Annotated in this window: 19 protein-coding genes; 6 read left to right on the top strand and 13 right to left on the bottom strand. The window is 72.9% G+C overall.

Going from position 1 to position 20234, the window contains the following annotated elements; genetic code table 11:
- Positions 1 to 125: 125 nt before the first annotated feature.
- Together ACFV6X_RS03770 and ACFV6X_RS03765 are read left to right on the top strand one after the other, a co-directional pair.
- Positions 126 to 986, top strand: a complete 861-nt coding sequence (locus ACFV6X_RS03770; protein WP_385377121.1) for a metallophosphoesterase family protein — start codon at positions 126 to 128, stop codon at positions 984 to 986.
- The gene (locus ACFV6X_RS03765) at positions 983 to 1663 is read left to right on the top strand and encodes a 4'-phosphopantetheinyl transferase (RefSeq protein ID WP_385377118.1); all 681 of its coding nucleotides are present in this window, start codon (positions 983 to 985) and stop codon (positions 1661 to 1663) included. Before ACFV6X_RS03770 ends, ACFV6X_RS03765 begins: the two co-directional genes overlap by 4 nt.
- A 47-nt stretch (positions 1664 to 1710) precedes the next feature.
- On the opposite strand, the gene ACFV6X_RS03760 is transcribed toward ACFV6X_RS03765, so the two are convergent.
- From ACFV6X_RS03760 to ACFV6X_RS03750, 3 genes are all read right to left on the bottom strand, one after another.
- A complete protein-coding gene (locus ACFV6X_RS03760) occupies positions 1711 to 1947 on the bottom strand; it encodes a hypothetical protein (protein ID WP_385377116.1) in 237 nt (78 codons plus the stop codon).
- A gap of 232 nt (positions 1948 to 2179) precedes the next feature.
- Positions 2180 to 2710, bottom strand: a complete 531-nt coding sequence (locus tag ACFV6X_RS03755) for a toxin-antitoxin system, toxin component (protein ID WP_385377507.1) — start codon at positions 2708 to 2710, stop codon at positions 2180 to 2182.
- A 33-nt stretch (positions 2711 to 2743) separates the two neighbouring features.
- On the bottom strand, positions 2744 to 3400 hold the full coding sequence (locus ACFV6X_RS03750) for a helix-turn-helix domain-containing protein (protein WP_385377113.1): 657 nt from the start codon (positions 3398 to 3400) through the stop codon (positions 2744 to 2746).
- A 223-nt stretch (positions 3401 to 3623) separates the two neighbouring features.
- On the opposite strand from ACFV6X_RS03750, the gene ACFV6X_RS03745 reads away from it, so the two are divergent.
- The gene (locus ACFV6X_RS03745; RefSeq protein ID WP_385377110.1) at positions 3624 to 4295 is read left to right on the top strand and encodes a hypothetical protein; all 672 of its coding nucleotides are present in this window, start codon (positions 3624 to 3626) and stop codon (positions 4293 to 4295) included.
- A gap of 289 nt (positions 4296 to 4584) precedes the next feature.
- Entirely contained in the window at positions 4585 to 6636 is a 2052-nt protein-coding gene (locus ACFV6X_RS03740; protein ID WP_385377108.1) for a phosphocholine-specific phospholipase C, read from the top strand.
- Between the two features lie 19 nt (positions 6637 to 6655).
- Here ACFV6X_RS03740 and ACFV6X_RS03735 read toward each other — a convergent pair whose 3' ends face one another.
- Both ACFV6X_RS03735 and ACFV6X_RS03730 read right to left on the bottom strand, forming a co-directional pair.
- Complete coding sequence (locus ACFV6X_RS03735) at positions 6656 to 7552, bottom strand: hypothetical protein (RefSeq protein ID WP_385377105.1); 897 nt, start codon at positions 7550 to 7552, stop codon at positions 6656 to 6658.
- Positions 7549 to 8391 (bottom strand): phosphatase PAP2 family protein, encoded by an 843-nt coding sequence (locus ACFV6X_RS03730; RefSeq protein WP_385377103.1) that lies wholly within the window; start codon positions 8389 to 8391, stop codon positions 7549 to 7551. The genes ACFV6X_RS03735 and ACFV6X_RS03730 overlap by 4 nt, the downstream gene beginning before the upstream one ends.
- A gap of 178 nt (positions 8392 to 8569) precedes the next feature.
- On the opposite strand from ACFV6X_RS03730, the gene ACFV6X_RS03725 reads away from it, so the two are divergent.
- Positions 8570 to 9184: a TetR/AcrR family transcriptional regulator C-terminal ligand-binding domain-containing protein gene (locus ACFV6X_RS03725; RefSeq protein WP_385377100.1), complete on the top strand. Its 615-nt coding sequence runs from the start codon at positions 8570 to 8572 to the stop codon at positions 9182 to 9184.
- A gap of 148 nt (positions 9185 to 9332) precedes the next feature.
- On the opposite strand, the gene ACFV6X_RS03720 is transcribed toward ACFV6X_RS03725, so the two are convergent.
- The 3 genes from ACFV6X_RS03720 to ACFV6X_RS03710 all read right to left on the bottom strand — a co-directional run bounded on the left by ACFV6X_RS03720 (position 9333) and on the right by ACFV6X_RS03710 (position 12923).
- Positions 9333 to 10367 carry a DUF2510 domain-containing protein gene (locus tag ACFV6X_RS03720; protein WP_385377098.1) on the bottom strand — a complete coding sequence of 345 codons (1035 nt, stop codon included), beginning with the start codon at positions 10365 to 10367 and terminating at the stop codon, positions 9333 to 9335.
- A 107-nt stretch (positions 10368 to 10474) separates the two neighbouring features.
- A complete protein-coding gene (locus ACFV6X_RS03715) occupies positions 10475 to 11629 on the bottom strand; it encodes an anhydro-N-acetylmuramic acid kinase (RefSeq protein WP_385377095.1) in 1155 nt (384 codons plus the stop codon).
- A 4-nt stretch (positions 11630 to 11633) separates the two neighbouring features.
- Entirely contained in the window at positions 11634 to 12923 is a 1290-nt protein-coding gene (locus tag ACFV6X_RS03710) for an MFS transporter (RefSeq protein WP_385377092.1), read from the bottom strand.
- Positions 12924 to 13121: 198 nt separating this feature from the next.
- Here ACFV6X_RS03710 and ACFV6X_RS03705 point away from each other — a divergent pair, with 198 nt between their 5' ends.
- Entirely contained in the window at positions 13122 to 15800 is a 2679-nt protein-coding gene (locus tag ACFV6X_RS03705; RefSeq protein WP_385377089.1) for an ATP-binding protein, read from the top strand.
- Positions 15801 to 15825: 25 nt separating this feature from the next.
- Here ACFV6X_RS03705 and ACFV6X_RS03700 read toward each other — a convergent pair whose 3' ends face one another.
- From ACFV6X_RS03700 to pcaH, 5 genes are all read right to left on the bottom strand, one after another.
- Positions 15826 to 16362: a cysteine hydrolase family protein gene (locus tag ACFV6X_RS03700; RefSeq protein WP_385377086.1), complete on the bottom strand. Its 537-nt coding sequence runs from the start codon at positions 16360 to 16362 to the stop codon at positions 15826 to 15828.
- A 69-nt stretch (positions 16363 to 16431) separates the two neighbouring features.
- Positions 16432 to 17553 (bottom strand): 3-oxoadipate enol-lactonase, encoded by a 1122-nt coding sequence (gene pcaD / locus ACFV6X_RS03695; RefSeq protein ID WP_385377084.1) that lies wholly within the window; start codon positions 17551 to 17553, stop codon positions 16432 to 16434.
- Positions 17550 to 18845, bottom strand: a complete 1296-nt coding sequence (pcaB, locus tag ACFV6X_RS03690) for a 3-carboxy-cis,cis-muconate cycloisomerase (RefSeq protein ID WP_385377082.1) — start codon at positions 18843 to 18845, stop codon at positions 17550 to 17552. Before pcaB ends, pcaD begins: the two co-directional genes overlap by 4 nt.
- On the bottom strand, positions 18842 to 19447 hold the full coding sequence (gene pcaG / locus ACFV6X_RS03685) for a protocatechuate 3,4-dioxygenase subunit alpha (protein WP_385377079.1): 606 nt from the start codon (positions 19445 to 19447) through the stop codon (positions 18842 to 18844). Before pcaG ends, pcaB begins: the two co-directional genes overlap by 4 nt.
- A gap of 5 nt (positions 19448 to 19452) precedes the next feature.
- A complete protein-coding gene (gene pcaH, locus ACFV6X_RS03680; RefSeq protein WP_385377076.1) occupies positions 19453 to 20226 on the bottom strand; it encodes a protocatechuate 3,4-dioxygenase subunit beta in 774 nt (257 codons plus the stop codon).
- Positions 20227 to 20234: the final 8 nt, after the last annotated feature.

The following is a 20234-nucleotide window of genomic DNA, read 5'->3' as shown; positions in this document are numbered from 1 at the left end:
TCGCCGATCCCGCCCACCCGTCGTGGGGGTTCCTGATAACCCCCAATACACTCCGGTGGCCCTTGCCGACCGGGGCGCGCATGTGTTGTCGTGGTGCCTCCGTGTGATCGTGAGGGGGCGGACAGGTGACATCGACGGCCGGTGGTGCCGGACAGCTGCTGGCCATCAGCGACCTGCACATCGGGTACGCGGAGAACCGCGAGCTGGTGGAGAAGATGCGCCCCGACACCGACGACGACTGGCTGCTGGTGGCCGGCGACGTGGCGGAGAGCGTGTCCCGCATCCACTGGGCCCTGGAGCTCCTCGCCGGCCGCTTCGCCAAGGTGATCTGGGTCCCGGGCAACCACGAGCTGTGGACCCACCCCTCCGACTCCGTCACCCTGCGTGGCGTCGCCCGCTACGAGCACCTGGTCCAGATGTGCCGCGAGCTGGGCGTGACGACCCCCGAGGACCCGTACCCCGTCTGGGACGGCCCCGGCGGGCCGGTGGCCGTGGCGCCGCTGTTCCTGCTGTACGACTACTCCTTCCTGCCCGCCGGCTGCACGACGAAGGACGAGGGCCTGGCCTACGCGCACTCGACCGGCATCGTCTGCAACGACGAGCATCTGCTGCATCCCGACCCCTACCCCACGCGCGAGGAGTGGTGCCGGGCACGGGTCGCGCAGACCGAGCGGCGGCTCGCCGAGATCCCCGAAGACCTGCCGACCGTGCTGGTCAACCACTACCCGCTGGACCGTCACCCGACCGAGGTCCTGTGGTACCCCGAGTTCGCCATGTGGTGCGGTACGCGGCTGACGGCCGACTGGCACCGCCGGTTCCGAGTGGAGACGATGGTCTACGGGCACCTCCACATCCCCCGGACCACCTGGCACGACGGCGTCCGCTTCGAGGAGGTGTCGGTGGGCTATCCGCGTGAGTGGCGGGGGCGCGAGGAGCCGCCGGGCCGGCTGCGCCGCATCCTGCCGAAGGAGGACACGACGCCGTGATCGAGGAGCTGCTGCCCGACTCGGTCGTGTCCGTGGAGGTGCACGGCGACGACGGGAGCGAGCCCGCGCCGCTGTACCCGCAGGAGGCGGCGATCGTCGCGCAGGCCGTCGTCAAACGGCGGCGCGAGTTCGCCGTCGTACGCGCCTGTGCCCGCCGTGCCATGGAGAAGCTCGGGGTGCCCCCGCAGGCCGTCCTGCCCGGCGAGCGCGGCGCCCCCGGCTGGCCGGCCGGGCTCGTCGGCAGCATGACCCACTGCGAGGGCTACGGCGCAGCGGCGCTGGTCCGTGAGACCGATATGGCCTCCCTCGGCATAGACGCCGAGCCGCACGCGCCGCTGCCGGCGGGTGTGCTGGAGGCCGTCGCGCTCCCGGGCGAGCGGGAGCGGCTGAGCCTGCTGACCGCGCGCCACCCGGGCGTCCACTGGGAGCGTCTGCTCTTCAGCGCCAAGGAGTCCGTGTACAAGGCGTGGTTCCCGCTCACCGGGAGGTGGCTGGACTTCTCGGAGGCCGACATCGAGATCGCCGTCGGCCCCGAAGGGGCGCGGCACGGCCGTTTCCACGCCGAGCTCCTCGTGCCCGGCCCCGTGGTCGACGGCCGTCGGCTCGGCGCCTTCGACGGCCGGTGGACGATCCAGCGGGGTCTGGTGGCCACCTCGGTGACGGTGCCGCACGCCTGACGGCGTGCGGCCCCTGCTTCCCGCTCCCCGTTCGCCGGGCTCAGTGGTCAGTGCTCCGGGCACCAGCTCTGCAGCAGCCGGAAGAACTCCTCCTCGTTGCCCGTCAGGCCGGCCTCCGCCAGCGCCTGTTCCGCCTCGGCGAGAACGGCGGGCGGGACGAGGGATGGCCGGCGGGCGTCCGGCGGCCCGGCCGCGGTGTCGAACGCCGCTCGTACGGTGTGCAGCAGACGCAGATAGGCCTGCACGGCGGTGCGTTCCCGGTCGGTCAGTACGGCAGTGGGCATCGGTCGGCTCTCCCCGCCTCGTCGTCGCAACACGTGCCGGAACGGCACGTACGCCCCCACACTCGACGGCGCACTCCCAGCTTGCCGTCCGCCACTGACAATCCGGCCCGGCGGCACCCCGGTTCGCCCGCTCAGCGGAGGCGCGACGCACCGCGGCGCGGCGCGAATGCGCTGCTCCGCGCCGGTGTGAAGGTGTTTCGGCCGAGACTCGGCGGGCGGGGCGCCGCCGCTTCTAGTGCTGCGGACCGACGTAGCCCAGCGACGCCTCGATCCGCCCCGCCAGGCGGTCGCGCTGCACCGGCCCGCGGAGCGCCGAACCCGCCAGCCAGGTGCGGCACTTGCTGGCGAGCAGCAGCCCGAAGCTCTCCGCCTCCTTCTCGTCGGCGAGGTCGAAGCGGGTGCGGGCGGCCACCTTCAGGACGGTCGCCTGGAGGTCGGCGTTGTCGTCCAGTAAACGGGCCGCGACCGCGGCGCCCTCGACGTGATGGCTGCAGTGCCCGGCCTTCATGTGCCACAGCTCGTGGCCGAGGATCACCAACTGGTGGTCGGGGGCGGTGCGTTCCTCGATGACCACGAGGTCCTGGTCGGCCATGTCGAGCCACAGCCCGCTGGCCGTGCCGATCGGGAAGGCGGCCGTACGGAAGTGGACGGGGCGGCCGCGGCGTCTGCTCATCGCGTCGCACAGCGCGGCGTACAGGTCGGCCGGGCGTGCCGGCGCGGGCAGGTCCAGCTCCGCGACCAGCTCGCCGCACAGACGACGCATTTCCTTACCGATGCCCACAGATTCTCTCCCGGATCACGACTCGGGCCGCTTGACGCTCTCCAAGAGCATGTCCAGCCATTCGGCGACCTTGTCGCGGTGCTGGTCGGTGGGCAGTTGGGCGGCCCGCCAGGCGATTCCGCGCACTCCGTGGTCCTGGAGCAGCCGTTCCAGCGGGTCGTCGGCCGCCGCGGCCGCCTCCCGCTCCCGGTCGGCGAGCTTCTGAAGCAGCTCCTGCTCGGTGCGCTGGAGGACGTCCGTGAGCGCCTCGGGGTCCTCGGCCGTGAGGAAACCGGCGTGCACCCGGAAGAAGCGCTGGATGGCGTCGCAGTGCTCCATGGTGGGGCGCCGGTCGCCGTTGATGAGGGCGCCCGCCTGCTGCCGCGACATCCCGGCGCCGTCGGCGATCTCCTGCTGGGTGTACTTGCGCCCGTTGCCTTTCAGCCGGGTGCGCCGCAGCAGATCCAGGCGTTGCAGGAAGCGCGCCTGCACATCGGGCTCGCCCGCATGGCGGCCGTGCAGCAGCTCCCTGACGACGGACTCGGGGACGCCGCAGGCCACGGAGAGCCGGGCGGTGTCGAAGACCTCCGCGTGCGGTACGCCCAGCCGGTCGGCGAGCGCGGTGACGCGGACGATCACGGCCGGCAGGGTGGCCGTCGCCGTGGCGCCCGGAACCTCGTAGCCATCCGTCACCGACAGGTCTCCTACGTCTCTCACACACTTCTCGCGAGTGGTTGCCGTGAACTTCCCGGAGAGTAGCGGGTGGTTCGAACTTACATCCAGGTCTCGCCACAACTGTGGCCAATTTCAGCCGTCAACCGGCCCTGAATGCCACGATAGTTGACATGGCAAGCTTCGGGGCAGCAGGATCGGGTCGCCGCGTGAAGGCCGCATAGGCAAGAGGGGTGACCTCCCGATGGCACACCAGGCAGGAGGGCAGCGGTCCGCGTTGCGGTCCGTCCCCGAGGATTCCGAGGCGCAGTCGTATCTGCAGGACTACGCCGCCTTCATGGAGGCGGTGCCCTTTCCGTCCGTGGTCGTCGACCACCGTTGGGACGTCGTCCTGGCCAACAGCGCGTTCGCGTCGCTCTTCCGTGAGGTCGCGCCCCATCCGACGGCCATGCCGGGTGAGAACTTCCTGAGGTTCGTGCTGTTCCACCCGGACGCCGCCGGTGTGCTCGGGGACCACGAGTCGCGCTGGTGCCTGCCGATGCTGGCGCACTTCGCCGACACCGTGGAGCGGCACGGCCAGGACCACGGGCTGCAGGCCATCCGGCGGGAGATCGCGCAGGACCCCATCATGGAGGCCGCCTACCGGCAGGGGCTGCCGCACTGGGTGCGCGCCGTCGGTGAGGCCGCCGTCGAGCACGACGGGGCGGTGCGCCCGCTGCTGCACCCCGACCCCCGCTGGGGCGCCACCGACTGCCGGATCGTCGCCGAGACGCCCAGGACCCTGCGGGACATGGGCTGCACCCGGCTCACCATGGTGCTGCGCGAGCCGCGCCGGCCCGCCCCCGCCCCCCGTCGCCGGTCTCGCGACCGTCGCTGCGAGAGCCATCTCACGGTGGTACCCACCCCCGAGGCCTGACCGGGCACCGCCGGCGTTCAGGTCGCCGACGGCGCCACGGTCGGGCCGGGGTGACGGCGTGACAGCTTCGGCGCTTCCCTCCCGTCCCCCGGCCATCCGGTGGCGATTTGTCATGTGACGTCCGCGATAGTCGGGACACTCCCTGAAGAACCGCCGCGTACTCGCGACTTTCACAGCGACGCCATCACACCCTTCCCTGACGTTCGGTGCTCTTGGAACACTCCTTCCGCGCGCATTTCGTCAGTATCCGGCCCGGTCGAACTCCTTCAGGACGAGAGGTCCCTCAGCCATGCCCGAAGTCAACCGGCGCAAGTTCCTCCAGATCGCGGGGGCCACCACGGCCTTCACCGCCCTGGCGAGCAGCATCGAGCGGGCCGCCGCACTGCCGGCCAACCACCGCAAGGGGACGATCGAGGATGTCGAGCACATCGTCGTCCTGATGCAGGAGAACCGTTCCTTCGATCACTACTTCGGCAAGCTGCGTGGCGTCCGCGGCTTCGGCGACCCGCGGCCGGTGAAGCTCGACAACGGCAAGTCGGTCTGGCACCAGGCGAACGCCGGCAAGGAGGTGCTGCCCTTCCACCCGGACGCCGACGACCTCGGCATGCAGTTCCTGGAGGGCCTGCCGCACGGCTGGAACGACGGCCAGCAGGCCTACAACGGCGGCAAGTACGACAAGTGGCTGCCCGCCAAGGGCACCACGACCATGGCGTACCTGACCCGTGAGGACATCCCGTTCCACTACGCCCTCGCCGACACCTTCACCGTCTGCGACGCCTACCACTGCTCGTTCATCGGCTCCACCGACCCGAACCGCTACTACATGTGGTCCGGCCACACGGGCAACGACGGCAAGGGCGGCGGCCCGGTCCTCGGCAACGACGAGCTGGGCTACGACTGGACGACGTACCCCGAGCGCCTGGAGCAGGCCGGGATCTCCTGGAAGATCTACCAGGACATCGGCGACGGCCTGGACGCGGCCGGCTCCTGGGGCTGGATCGAGGACGCCTACCGGGGCAACTACGGCGACAACTCGCTGCTGTACTTCAACAGGTACCGCGACGCCCAGCCCGGCGACCCCTGGTACGACAAGGCCCGCACCGGCACCGACGTCAAGAACGGCGACGGCTACTTCGACCAGCTCCAGGCCGACGTCGTGGCCGACCGGCTGCCGCAGATCTCCTGGATCGCCGCCCCCGAGGCCTTCACCGAGCACTCCAACTGGCCGACCAACTACGGCGCCTGGTACATCGCCAAGGTCCTGGACGCGCTCACCTCCAACCCGGCGGTGTGGGCGAAGACGGCCCTGTTCATCACCTACGACGAGAACGACGGCTTCTTCGATCACGTGGTGCCGCCGTTGCCGCCGAAGTCCGCCGCGCAGGGCCTGTCCACGGTCGACGTCTCGCTGGACGTCTACCCGGGCGACAGCAAGCGCCCGGCCGGCGCCTACGGTCTCGGCCCGCGGGTGCCGATGCTGGTCGTCTCGCCGTGGAGCAAGGGCGGCTACGTCTGCTCCGAGACCCTCGACCACACCTCGATCGTCCGCTTCATGGAGCGCCGCTTCGGCGTCAGGGAGCCGAACATCTCGCCCTGGCGGCGTGCCGTCTGCGGTGACCTGACGTCGGCCTTCGACTTCTCCCGCAAGGACACCAAGCCGGCCCGCCTGCCGGACACCGACGCCTACGAGCCGCCGGACCGCGAGCGTCACCCGGACTACCGTCCGACGCCGCCGGCCGACCCGGACATGCCGAAGCAGGAGCGCGGTCTGCGTCCGGCCCGCCCGCTGAGGTACGCCCCGCTGGTGGACGGCGCGGTGGACGCGGCCGCCGGGAAGTTCACGCTCGGCTTCGCCTCCGGCGAGAAGGCCGGTGCCGCGTTCCTCGTCACCTCCGGAAACCGCACCGACGGGCCGTGGCAGTACACCACCGAGGCCGGCAAGAGCCTCTCCGACACCTGGAACTCGGTGTACTCCAAGGGCTTCTACGACCTGTCCGTGCACGGCCCCAACGGGTTCGTGCGCGTCTTCAAGGGCCCGAACAAGGTGGCCGGCCCGGAGGTCACCGCGCGCCACTTCGGTGACGACATCGTGCTGACCTTCACCAACCAGGGCTCCGGCACGGCTCAGCTGAAGCTGGTCGACGGCTACACCGGCCGGACGAAGACCCTGAAGGTGCGGCCCGGCTCGACGGTGAAGCACGTCGCCGACCTGTCGAAGAGCCGGCGCTGGTACGACCTGACGGTCACGTCCGACGCCGACCCGGCGTACCTGCGGCGCTTCGCGGGGCACGTCGACAACGGGCGCCCGGGTGTCAGCGACCCGGCGATCGTCACGGAGTAGTCAGGATCCGCCGCGCCGCTCAAAGCGGCGTGAGGTGCCCCGGCCGTGACGGCCGGGGCACCCGCGTCTCCGGCTCGGACGACAGCACGATGCGGTCGCCGGACGGCGTCCGGGACAGCAGCACCACGCCCCAGGACGCCAGCAGCGCCCCCGCGACGGCCAGCAGCACGCCCGCCGCCCCGCCCTGTAGCCGTTCGCCCAGCAGGGACAGGCCGATCACCGCAGCCGCCAACGGATTGCTGAGGGTCACCACCGCGAGCGGGGCGCCGAGTCCGCCACGGTAGGCGGTCTGCGACAGCAGCACGCCGCCGCTCGCGAACACCGCGACGAGCAGGGCCACACCCACCACCTGGGCGCTGAGCAGAGAGCCGGACGAGTCCGTGGCGGCCACCGTCACCGTCTGGGTGAGGGCGGAGCCCACCCCGGAGGCGATCCCGGACGCGCCGGCGTGCCGCAGGCCGGGCCGGGTCCCGGGCCGGGCCAGCAGGCAGATCAGCACGGACGCCGACCCCGCGACCGTCAGCGCCTCGGTCACGCTGAGCACGTCGTCGGGCGCGGGCCCGGACGCCGTCACGAGCAGCGCGGCCAGACCGGCCAGTGTGAAGGATGTGCCCCGCCACTCCACCGCGCTGACCCGCTTTCCCGCGAGCCAGGCTCCCATCGGCACCGCGGCGACCAGCGTCAGCGCCCCGAGCGGCTGCACCACCGTCAGCGGTCCGTAGTTCAGGGCGACGACGTGCAGCACCGCGCCGGAGACGTTCAGCGCCACCGACACCCACCACGCCGCGCTGCCCAGCAGGCGCAGCACGCCCGAGCCGGCGGAGCGGGCGGCGAGCCGCTCCTGGGCCACGGCGGCGGCCGCGTAGGCGACCGCCGAGAACAGCGACAGGACGACGGCGAGCACGGTGGCGCTCATCGGCCCGCCTCCACGAGCGCCGGCTCCTGCACCGGTTGTGCCGGTCGCCGCGCCGAGGCCTGGGCCGCCCGTCGTGCCGTCCGCCGTGCCGGTACGACGACCCGGGTGGCCGGGGCGGCCGTGCGGACCGCCGGCCGGACCAGCGTGAGCGCCCCGGCCAGCAGCGCGGCCGCGATGATCGCGTCGAGCCAGTAGTGGTTGGCGGTGCCCACGATCACCAGCAGTGTCAGCAGCGGGTGCAGCAGCCACAGCCAGCGCAGCCGCGAGCGGGTCGCCACGATCAGGCCGACGGCCAGCATCAGCGCCCAGCCGAAGTGCAGCGAGGGCATGGCCGCGAACTGGTTCGACAACTGGTCGGTCTCGGGGGAGCCGTACACGGAGGGTCCGTACACCTGCCCGGTGTCCGTCAGCCCCGTCGCCGCGAGCATCCGCGGCGGCGCGAGCGGGAACGTCAGATGCGCCACCAGTGCGGCGGCGGTGAGGGCGGCCAGGACCCGGCGGGCCCAGACGTAGTGCTCGGGGCGCCGCAGGTACAGCCAGACCAGGAAGGCCGCGGTCGCGGGGAAGTGGACGGTGGCGTAGTAGGTGTTCGCCGACCGCACCAGCGTGTCGCCGTGCAGCAGCAGGGACTGCACCCAGCCCTCGGCCGGGAGGTGGACGGCCCGTTCCAGGTCCCAGACCCGATGTGCGTTGCGGAAGGCCTCTTGGATGTGGCCGGTCGCTAGCAGCCGGACGGACTTGTAGACGAGGAAGAGTCCCGCGACCAGCAGGAACTCGCGGACAAGAGGCGGGCGCGGTATCGCGGCGTCGTCCTCGGCAGGCTCGGTGCGGGCATTCATCCCCCGGCCCCTTCACTGACGGTGGTGCTGAAAGCTCATCGATACGGTGACGTACCGGTACGCCAGTGTACCGATACGCCTGAGTACCGGTACACTGGCGTATCGATTGCGTACGACACACTGGACCACGGGCCCCTGGCCGCAGGACCGGAAGTGACCGGAGCGAGGAGACGGACCCATGACGTCGCAGGCCGCGGACCGACCGGAGACGGTCGGCGCCTCGAGCCGCTCCAAGCTGACGCGGGAGCGTGAGCAGGAGTTCTTCGACGCGGTGATCGAGCAGATCCGCGAGTGCGGATACGACGCCGTGACCATGGACGGTGTCGCCACCAGCACGCGGTGCAGCAAGTCCACGCTGTACCGGCAGTGGAAGACCAAACCCCAGTTCGTGGCGGCGGCGCTGCGCTCCCGGCGCCGGGTGTGCTTCGCGGGGATCGACAGCGGCTCACTGGCCGAGGACCTGCGGCAGGTCGCGCGGGTGCTGGGGGAGTGGTCCGGCCGGGACCACCGGCTCGTCCAGGCGCTCGGCCACGCGGTCCTGGAGGACCAGGAGTTGGCGCGGGCGCTGCGCGAGACGCTCGTCGAGCCGGAGATCGCCGCGGTCGAGAGGATCCTGCGGCGCGGGGTGGAACGCGGGGAGATCGCCGCCGACCATCCGGCGCTGCCGTACGTGGCCGCGCAGATCTTCGGCGTGCTGCGGGTGCGGCCCATGCTGGAGGGCCGGGACGCCGACCCGGACTTCCTGCTGGAGTTCGTGGAGTCCGCCGTGCTGCCGGCGCTCGGACTCACCTGAAGACCCAGGCCGCGTCGTCCCAGGGATGACGGGACGATCGGCCTGCTCGCGCCGCACCGTGGGGACGGGGGCGGCGCGCACCCCGGCCGGGTGGGATACCTCTGGAGCGGAGAGGTACCCCGCCCGGCCGAACAGGGCGGGGCGGGCCTCAGACGCTCTGCCCGTCGCCTCCGCCGGACGACACCTTGATCCCCTTGGTGATCTCGTCGATCAGGGACACCTTCTGGTCGGCGTCGATGCCGAAGCGGACCACGACGAGCTGCCCGGAGTCGCCGGGCGAGGGGAACACCAGTGACTCGACCAGACCGTCGGCGCCCTTGCTGGTGACCGCCTTCCAGCGGACCAGATAGCCCTTCTGCCCGGCCACGGTCACCGCCTCGGACGCCAGCACCTGGTGCGAGGTGATCTTCCCGTAGCTGTCGCCGCCGTACGACTCCTCGGCGTTCGCCGCGATGTCCGCCTTCGCGACCTGCTCCGGCGTACTGCCCTTGGTGCCGAGCACCTCGGCGGGCGCCGAGTACGCGCCGCCCTTCGTGCACGACTTGGACGTGTCGCCGGGGCACTTGTAGCTGTCGTCGGACGTCATCTGCGCGCCCACGGTGAAGGCCTGGCCGGTCCAGCCCTCCGGCACCGGCATGCTGATCCCGTTCACGGGGTCGGACAGCGTGCCGCCGCCCTCCACCTCCGGCGCCTGCGGCTGCCCGGGCTCGGGGGACTCCCCGTCCCGCCCTTCCGGTCCCTGTCGCTGCGAATCGGCGCGGCTCCCACCACCGCCGCCGCCGTCCGTAGTCAGCGCGTACACGCCGATACCGATGCAGGCGAGGACCGCGGCCGCCGCCGCGACGGCTATCCCGGTCCGCAGACCACGCCGCCGCCCGCCCGGCGGCCGGACCGGATACCCGGGATACCCCGGGTGCCCGGGATACCCCGGATACCCCGGATACGCCTGGTGCGCCGGATGGCCGGGCGCCTCGGCACCCCCCGGATACGCCGGAAACGCCGGATGGGTCTGCTGCGCGTGAGCGGCCGGAGCAGGCCCCGCCGGGGGACCCCAGGCCGCGGCCGACCCCACCGGACGGGTCTGGTCCGTCCATGCCTTGCCGTCCCACCAGCGCTCGGTGGCGGGACCGTCACTTGTCTGCCCGGGGTCGGGGTACCACCCGGGAGGAGTCAACTGCGTCATGCCCCCACCGTATGAGGCCTCGGTGAAAGAGCGATGAGAGGGATCCCCGCCGGCCGATGAAGGGGGCACCGGCTCACATCACAGGAACCCCACGGACCGCTGCCCGGTCATTCCAGCACCAGGCGCACCGGGCCTTCCCCAGCGGCCGGGGGCAGGCGCAGTCCGTCCCGCCCCGGCGTCACCGACCCCAGCACGCTCGGATGCCGGGCCCCCGTGCTCGCCGGGACCGTGCCGGGCAGGCCGTGCACCGTCAGGAACCCCAGGACCGCGAACGCGTACGCCTCCTTCGCGTCCGACGGGAGCCCGAGCTCGTCGGAGCGGCGCACCGCCACACCCGGCAGCAACTCCCCGAGCATCCGCATCAGCACCGGATTCCGGGTGCCGCCGCCGGACGCGATCACCTCCGTGGCGCCCACCGACCGCACGGCGTCGGCGACCGTGCGCGCGGTGAGGTGGGTGAGCGTCGCGATCACGTCCTCGGCGGGCAGCCTGCCGACCCCGGCCAGCGCCTCGTGCAGATACCCGACGTGGAACAGTTCCTTGCCGGTGGTCTTGGGCGCGGGCAGCGCGTAGTACGGCTCCTCCAGCAGCCGCTCCAGCAGCACCGGCTGGATCCGGCCGCGGGCGGCGAGGGCGCCGTCCACGTCGCACGCCAGCCGTCCGCCGCTGAAGCCGTGCGCCGCCGCGTCGATCAGCGCACACGCCGGCCCGGTGTCGAAGGCGGTCCCGTCGGGCGCGGTGAGATTGGCGATCCCGCCGAGGTTGAGGGCGGTAGGTGTGCCCGGGCGGCCGCGCAGCCACAGCAGGTCGACCAGGCTGACCAGCGGTGCGCCCTGGCCGCCGGCGGCGATGTCCCGGGGCCGGAAGTCGGCGGCGACGGGCAGCCCGGTCGCCTCGGCGATCCACGCGGGCTGCCCGAGCTGGAGGGTGCCGCGCACCCGGCCCCCGTCGACCCAGTGGTACACCGTCTGTCCGTGCGAGGCCACCAACTCGGCCCGTCCGTCGCACAGTTCACGGTCGGCCCGGACGGCCGCCGCCGCGAACGCCTGCCCGATCAGGGTGTCGAGCCGGCACACCTCCGCCATGGTCGTGGTCCCGGGCGGCAGCGCCGCCGCGAGCGCCGCCCGCAACTCGTCGTCGTAGGGCTCGCTCACCAGTCCGAGCGGCTTCAGCACGAGGCTGTCACCGACGAGGCCCAGCTCGGCCGCCGCCGCGTCGATGGCGTCGTACGACGTGCCGGACATCAGCCCGATCACCCGCATCCGTTCAACTCGCCTCCTTCGAAGCACCCCTCGCCGGGAGTGTGGCGAGGGCCAGCACACTGACCGCGCAGGTGGCCGCCGCGTAGTACGCGGGGATGTCCACGTCACCGGTCCGCTCGATCGTCTCCGTGATGATGAGCCCGGCACAGCCCGAGAACACCGCATTGGACAGGGCGTAGGCGAGTCCCAGGCCGGTGTAGCGGACGGTGGTCGGAAACATCTCCGACAGCATCGCCGGGCCCGGCCCCGCCATCAGCCCCACCACCGCGCCCGCGATGAACACCGCCAGGCCCTTGACGGCCTCGGAGGCCCCCGGGTTCTGGAGCAGGTTCAGCAGCGGCACCGCGAGGACCACCACCAGCAGCGCCCCGGAGAGCATCACCGGCCGCCGCCCCACCCGGTCGCTGAGCAGCCCCGCCGGGATGATCGTCGCCGCGAAGCCGAGGTTGGCCAGCACGGTGGCGATCAGCGCCTGCTGGAAGCTCGCGTCCAGGCTGCTCTGGAGGTAGGACGGCAGCACGACGAGGAAGGTGTACCCGGCCGCGGCCCAGCCCATGATCCGCCCGGCGCCCAGCGCGATGGCCCGCACCACCTCGCGCGGGGACGGGCGGCGCAGCTCGCGCTGCTCGCTGAACGCCGGTGTCTCCTCCAGCCGCAGCCTCAGCCACAGCGCGCCCAGCCCCATCGGCAGCGTCAGCAGGAACGGCAGCCGCCAGCCCCAGTCCCCGAGCTGGGTCTCCGTCAGCACGGTGGCCAGCAACGCCGCCGCGCCCGCCCCGCCGAGCAGGCCCAGCGCGACGGTGAACGACTGCCACGAGCCGTACAGCCCGCGCCTGCCCGGCGGCGCGAACTCCGTCATCACCGCCACCGCTCCACCGAACTCGCCCCCCGCCGACAGTCCTTGAAGCACCCTCAGGAACGTGAGCAGCCAGGGCGCCAGCACCCCCACGGTCTCGTACGTCGGCAGTGCGCCGATCAGGGTCGTCGCGCCCGTCATCAGCACGATCACCAGGATCAGCACCGGCCGCCGGCCGATCCGGTCGCCGAGCCGCCCGAACAGGGCGGCCCCGACGGGGCGGAAGAAGAAGGCCAGGGCGAAGGAGGCGTACGTCTTCACCAGGGCCTCGGCCTCGCTGCCGCCCTCGGGGGTGAAGAATCGGGCGGCGATGACGGTGGCGAAGTAGCCGTAGACACCGAACTCGTACCACTCGATGAAGTTGCCCACCGAGCCGGCGACCAGCGCCCGGCGGGACCGCTCCGGCCTGGTGCCGGTCACCTTCGCAGGCGCGTTCATCGCGTGTCTCCCGTCCCGTCACCGCTGTTGAGCCCCGACAGTGGAAAATTAGCGTCAGTTCACGGGCCGTTGGCTGTCAATAACTTTCACCAGGACCTCACCCATGGCGACCACAGTCCCCCGACCACCCACCGTCGGACCTGCCGTCGGGCTACGCTCGCCCTGTACGGCGTTCGGGCGACCAGGGGAGGTAGCGGGATGACGGTGGTACCGCCGGCGGCGGGTGCCTCGGCCTCCCTGTGGGAGCGGGACGAGGAGATCGCCGGGGTGGTCGAGGCGCTCGACGCCCTCTGCGTGGACCGCGCGTCCTCGGGCGGCCTGCTGGTGTTACGGGGCGAGGCCGGCCTCGGCAAGACCGCGCTGCTCGCCGAGACCCGCCGGCTGGCCGAGGAACGCGGCTGCACGGTGTGGTCGGCGCGCGGCGGCGAGACCCTCCGTTCCGTCCCCTTCAACGTCGTACGTCAGCTGCTGCAGCCCGCCCTCGTCTCCCTGCTCCCCGAGGAGGCCCGGGAGTACCTCGGCGACTGGTACGACGTCGCCGGCCCCGCCCTCGGCATCGCCGACCCCGGCGGGCGCCAGGCCGACCCGCAGGGCGTGTGCGACGGCCTCGTCGTCGCCGTGCGCCGGCTGGCCAAGCGGGACTGGCCGCTGGTGCTGCTGATCGACGACGCGCACTGGGCCGACCAGGAGACGCTGCGCTGGCTCGCCGCGTTCGCCGAGCGGCTGCACGACCTGTCCGTGCTGGTCGTGGTGGCCCGCAGGCCCGGCGAGGTGACCGGCGAGAGCGCCCGCCACCTCGACGCGGTCGCCGCGGCCGCGGGCCGCCCGGAGACGACGCTGAGCGCCCTCACCCCGGAGGCCACCGCCGGGCTCACCCGCGCGACCGTCGGCCGGCACGCCGACGCCCCGTTCTGCCGCGAGGTCTGGGCCGTCACCGGCGGCAACCCCTACGAGACCGTCGAACTGCTCGCCAAGGTGCAGGACACCGAACTGGAGCCGACCGAGTCCTCCGCCGGTGAACTGCGCGCCCTGAACCGCTCGGCGCGCGGCGGTGGACTCGTCGCCCGCCTGGAGGGGCTCGGCATCGACGCGACCCGGTTCGCCTGGGCGGCCGCCATACTCGGCACCGGTATATCCGTCGACCTGGTCGCCCGGCTCACCACCATGCGTCCCGAACAGGCGGTGCGCTGCGCCGAGTTGCTGTGCTCGGCCCGGATCCTCACCGCCCCCGACCCGGCGGGCGCCCAGGCCGACGACGGTGACCTGGAGTTCGTCCACCCGCTGATCGCCAGCGCCGTCTACAACTCCATCCCCGACGCCCTGCGCACCGCCATGCACGGCATCGCCGCGCAGATCGTCACCGACTCCGGCCGCGGTGCCGCCGCCGCCTCCCGGCATCTGCTCCAGGTCCACCCGGACGACGACGTCGAACTGGTCGACCAGTTGCGTGAGGCCGCCCGGGAACACCTCGCCGTCGGCGCCTCCGACGCGGCCCGCCGCTGTCTCGAACGCGCCCTGCAGGAGCCGCCCCGGCCCGACGTGCACGCGCGCGTGCTCTACGAGCTCGGCTGCGCGACCCTGCTCACCGCGCCCGCCCGCACCATCGGCCACCTCCAGACCGCGCTCGCCATGCCCGGCCTCGACGGGCCCGCCCGCGTGGACGCCGTCTTCCGCCTCTCCCAGGCCCTGCTCCACAACGACCAGCTCGAACAGGCCGTCCGCACGGTCGAGGCCGAGGCAGCCCGGCACGAGGAGGGTCCCGCCCGGCTGCGGCTGCGGGCCGTGCAGTACATGTGGGAGGGCATCCACGCCGGTGAGGCGCAGACCCCGGGACGCTCCGAGCGGCTCGCCGAACTCGCCCGCACCTGCACCGGTCGCGACAACTCCGAGCGCGCGCTGCTCATCCTGCGCGGCTTCGACGCGATGAACCACGGTGAGAACGCCGAGGAGGTCGTCGAGCTCTGCGACCGCGCGCTCGTCAACGGCCGGCTCGCGCCCGGCCTCGGCTGGACCGACACCGAGTGGGGCGTCGAACTGCTGATGATGCTCGGCAGCTCCTACGCCTACGCCGACCGCCTCGACCGCGCCGAGAACCTGTTCGCCGAAGCGCTGCGTACCTACACCACGGCCGGCTGGAGCGGCGGTCACCTCGCTCTCGCCAACGCCTTCCTGGGCCTCGCGTTCCGCCGGCAGGGCCGTCTGAAGGACGCCGAGTCCGTCCTGCGCGAGTCGCTGCGCCTCGCCGAGCGGGTCGGCCGCGGACTGCCGCTGTACTGGTCCGCGACCTGCGGCCTGGTCGACACCCTGCTGGCCCGTGGGCACGTCCGGGAGGCCTGGTCCGTCGCCGAGCGGTACGGCTTCACCCCGCCCTATCCCTCCACGATCGTTCTGCCCGACACCCGCTCGGTGCGCGGCCGGCTGCTGCTCGCCGTGGGCCGCACCGAGGACGGCATCAACGAACTGGAGGCCGCCGAGAAGGCCGCCGCCGTCCGTGGCGGCCACAACCCGGTGCTGGCGCCCTCGACCATCGACCTCGCCGGAGCCCTCGCCGCGCAGGACCCGGCCCGCGCCGCCCGGCTCGTGGCCGACGCCCGCCGCCAGGCCGAGCTGTTCGGCACCGACACCGCCATCGGCGAGGCCCTGCGCTGCGCCGCCCGGCTGGAGACCGGCCAGCGCAAGGTGCGCCTCGCCGAGCAGGCGGTCACCTATCTGGAGGCCTCGCCCTGCCAGTACGAACACGCCGCGGCCCGCGTCGAGTACGGCGTCGCCGCCCGGTCCACCACCGAGCTCAACCGTGGCCTGACGCTGGCCCGTTCCTGTGGCGCGGACGGCCTGGCACGCCAGGCCCGAGAGGCGCTCGCGGAACTGGAGGCCTAGGCGGGGCCGGCCGTGACCCGAGGGGTCACGGCCACAGGTCCCGGCTCTCGCAGATGCGCGCGTCCATGTTCCGTTCCATCATCCGCAGTGCCGCCCCGGCGAGGTCCGGGTGGATGTGGGCGACGGCGTCCCTGGGCACGATCACCTCGTAGTGCCGGATGTGGGCGTCGAGCGCCGAGTAGAGCACGCACTGCTCGGTCAGCTGGCCGGACAGCACGAGCCGGGTGATCCCCTGCTGCTGGAGCAGGTAGTGCAGCGGCGTCTCGTAGAAGATCGAGTGGCGGGCCTTGAGCACGAAGAGCGAGTCCGTGTCGGGTTGCAGGGGCGCCACGAGGTCGGCGTGGGGGCCCTCCAGCGCGTGCTCCAGAAGCTCACCGTGGTGTGAGCGCCACTCGCCGAAGTTGTCGTTGACGTAGATGACCGGTACCGCCTGCCGCCGCGCGCGCCTGATCAGATCGGCGATGACCGGCACCACCGTTTCGGCCGAGGGGATGAGCAGTTCGGCGTCCTTGTGGTCGTACCTGTTGATCATGTCGATGACGGCCAGCGCGGTCTTGCTCATACGACCAGGATCGCACCACGCGTCGCATGGGCGACTCGGCCGGCGTTCCGTCACAGGGTGAGCAACTTGTCACCCCGTCGCGTCGCCCTCCTCCGCGAGCACCCGCTGGGCCGTCGCGAACGCCGCGTTCGCTGCCGGCACCCCGCAGTACACCGCCGTCTGCAACAGCACCGCCCCGAGCTCCTCGGGTGTGAGCCCGTTGCCGCGTGCCGCGCGGACGTGCAGGGCCAGCTCCTCGTGATGACCCTGCGCCACCAGCGCGGTCAGCGTGATCATGCTGCGTTCCCGGCGGGAGAGCGTCGGGTCGGTCCAGATCTCGCCCCAGGCACAGCGCGAGACGAAGTCCTGGAAACGTGCGGTGAAGGGCGTCTGCCGGGCCTGCGCGGCGTCGACGTGCGCGTCGCCGAGCACCTCGCGCCGTACCTCCATGCCCCGCCGCGCGGGTCCGCCGAGGTGCGCCCGCAACGCCGTGAGCACCGCCTCCGGGCACTGCGCGGGCGCCAGATGCGAGGCGCCGGGGAGCTCCACCAGCGTCGCCCCCGGCACGGCGTCCGCGATCTCCCGCAGATGCGCGGGCGGTGTCGCCGGATCGGCGCGGCCGGCCACCAGCAGCGTCGGCGCGGAGATCTCCGCGAGCCGCTCGCGCAGGTCGAACGCGGCGAGCGCGTCGCAGCAGGCGGCGTACGCCTCCGGGTCGGCGTCCCGGTGGTCCCGCACCAGCCGGGGCACCGTGAACCCGGCTGTGAACCAGCGGGCGTCCGCGCGCGCGGCGAGCGAGGCCGGCCCCTCGCGCCGCACCAGCGCGGCCCGCTCCTGCCACGGCCCCGCCCCGTCGAAGTGGGCCGACGAGCAGATCACCGCGAGGGACGACACCCGGTGCGGGTGGTGCACCGCGAGGTGCAGCCCCACCGCGCCGCCCAGCGACACGCCCGCGTACGCGAACCGCTCCACGCCTAGGGAGTCGGCGAGCGCGAGCACCAGGTCGGCGAGGTCACCGACGGTGGCGCCCGCCCCGATCAGGTCCGCCGCCGAGCCGCCGTGCCCCGGCAGGTCCCAGCGGATCACCCGGTGAGTGACGGACAGCTCGGGCGCGACCCCGTCCCACAGGGCGTACGAGGTCCCCAGGGAGGGCCCGAGGAGCAGCGGGGGCGCGGAAGGGGCTCCTTCGGTCCGGTGGTTCAGCAGCTTCAACGTCGCTCCAGAGCACGGTCGACAAGGGCTCCGGCGGAACCCGTGTAGTGGGCGGGATCGAGGTCGGCGTCCTTCAGTTCCGGTGCCTCCTCCAGCGGACGCCCCTCGGCGGCCAGCCGCGCGAGCAAATCCTTGGCACCGGCCCGGCCCAGCACCGGCGCGAGCTCGGCCGACAGCCGCTCCGAGACGATCGACCCGTGGGTGAGACCGAGGTGTGCCCGCATGACGTGCGCGTGGACGCGGAGCCCGGCGGCGAGTTCGGCGGCGTCCCGGGCGGCACCGCCGGTCAGCCGCAGCAGGTCCCGGAGCGGTTCCCACTCCGCGTGCCAGGCCCCGGCGGGCCGCTCGTCCTCCGCCACCAGCGAGGCGTACAGCGTGGCGGCCAGCTGCGGCGCACGCCGGGCCGCGGCGGCGATCAGCGTGGACCGTACGGGGTTGACCTTGTGCGGCATCGCCGACGAACCCCCGCCGCTGCCCTCGGTGACCTCCGCGATCTCGGTCCGGGACAGGGTGAGCACGTCGGCGGCGATCTTTCCGAGCGCCCCGGCCGTGAGCGCCAGACATCCGGCGAGGTCGGCGAGCGGCGTCCGCAGCGTGTGCCAGGGCAGCTCCGGCGCCCGCAGACCGAGTTCGCGGGCGTACGCCTGCGGCAACGCGGTGGGATCAGCCGCGCCGTACGCCCCGAACGCGGCCAGCGTCCCGGCGGCCCCCCCGAGTTGGGCCGGCAGCGTGTCCCGTACGGCCGCGACCCGGTCCCGGGCGTCCAGCACCAGGGACCGCCACCCGGCTGCCTTCAGGCCGAAGGTCGTCGGTACGGCGTGCTGGGTGAGCGTGCGTCCCGGCATCGCCGTGTCACGGTGCTCGGCGGCGAGCCGGGCCAGCGCCCGCTCGGCGCGGGCGAGGTCGGACAGCAGCAGGTCCAGGGAGCGTGCGGCGATCAGCATGGTGGCCGTGTCCACGATGTCCTGGCTGGTCGCGCCCCGGTGGACGTACGGCCCGTGCTCCGCGCCGACCGCCTCGGTCAGGTCGGCCACCAGCGGGATCACGGGGTTGCCGCCGCCGCGCGCGCGGTCCGCCAGGGACCGTACGTCGTACCGGGCGGCGTCGGCCGCGCCGGTGACCGCGGTGGCCGCCCCGGCCGGGGCCAGCCCGAGCGAGGCCTGCGCGCGGGTGAGGGCCGCTTCCGCGTCCAGGAGGGCCTGGAGGTAGGCGGTGTCGCTCGTCGCGGACGCGGCGGGGGAGTGGGCCCACCCGGGGGCGAGGAGGCCGGCGTCGGGAGCCGGGGAAGTCACCGGAACTCCAGGAAGACCGTCTCGCCCTCGCCCTGGAGGCGGATGTCGAATCGGTACGTGCCGTCGCTTCCCGCGTGCGCGACCAGGGTGTCGCGGCGCGCCGGCGCCAGGCCGGACAGCAGCGGGTCCGCGGCCAGCGCGGCCTCGTCGCCCGGCAGGTAGATCCGCGTGAACAGATGCGTGAGCAGGCCGCGCGCGAACACGCAGAGGCTGACGTACGGGGCGCTGTTCCCCCGCGCGCCGGGCCGCAGCGTACGGGCGTACCACTGGCCGTTCGCGTCCGTCTGCGCGCGGCCCCAGCCGGTGAACTCCACACCGTTGCGCCCGAGGAAGCCGCCGGACGCCGGATCGCGCCGCATCGAACCGTCCACCTGGGGCAGTCGGCCGTCCGGATCCGGGCCCCACAGCTCCACGAAGGCGTCCGGCAGGGGCGCGACCGCGCCGTCCAGCACCCGGCCGTGCAGGGTGATCGTGTCCGGGTGCCCGGTGGGTGCGATGTCCTCGCCGCCCGGGAAGGGCAGCGCGTACCCGTAGAACGGGCCCACCGTGTGCGACGGGGTGGGCAGCACGTTCTCCGGGCTGCTGGTGTCGATCTTCGTCATGGAGGTCAGCGTCCCTCTTCCGTCCAGGTGGCGTGCGGGCCGTCGAGCACGATGTCCCAGTGGTAGCCCAGCGAGAACTCCGGCACCGACAGGCCGTGGTCGTAGGTGGCGACCAGGCGCTGCCGGGCGGCGTCGTCCGTCACGGACTGCAGGATCGGGTCGTACGCGAAGAGCGGGTCGTCGGGGAAGTACATCTGCGTCACCAGCCGTTGGGTGAACGCCGTGCCGAAGACCGAGAAGTGGATGTGTGCCGGGCGCCAGGCGCCCACGTGGTTGCGCCACGGATAGGGGCCGGGCTGGACGGTGGTGAAGCGGTAGTGCCCGTCGGCGTCGGTGAGGGTGCGGCCCACACCGGTGAAGTGGGGGTCCAGCGGCGCGTCGTGCTGCTCGCGCCGATGGGCGTACCGGCCCGCCGAGTTGGCCTGCCAGATCTCGACGAGCTGGCCGCGGACCGGCCGCCCGGCGCGGTCCAGCAGCCGGCCGGAGACGGTGATGCGTTCGCCGATCGGCTCGCCGGTGTGCTGCCGGGTCAGGTCGTTGTCGAGCTCGGTGATGTCACGCTCGCCGAAGGCGGGGGAGGACAGCTCCACCAGCTCCGGGTCCTCGGCCACGTCGATCGCGACCAGCGGCTGCTTCGGGTGGCGCAGCAGCGAGGAGCGGTACGGGGCGTAGTCGCGCCGCGGGTGGTGCTCGACGGGCCCGCCGTCGGCCACGCGCTTCTCGTAGGCGGCGTGCTCGGCCACTATCTCCTGGTCGATGTCGTGCTGGGTGAGAGCCATGACACTTC

The sequence above is a fragment of the Streptomyces sp. NPDC059861 genome, assembly GCF_042731435.1.
Taxonomy (GTDB): domain Bacteria; phylum Actinomycetota; class Actinomycetes; order Streptomycetales; family Streptomycetaceae; genus Streptomyces.
This window is presented reverse-complemented; position numbering and strand designations above follow the sequence as displayed.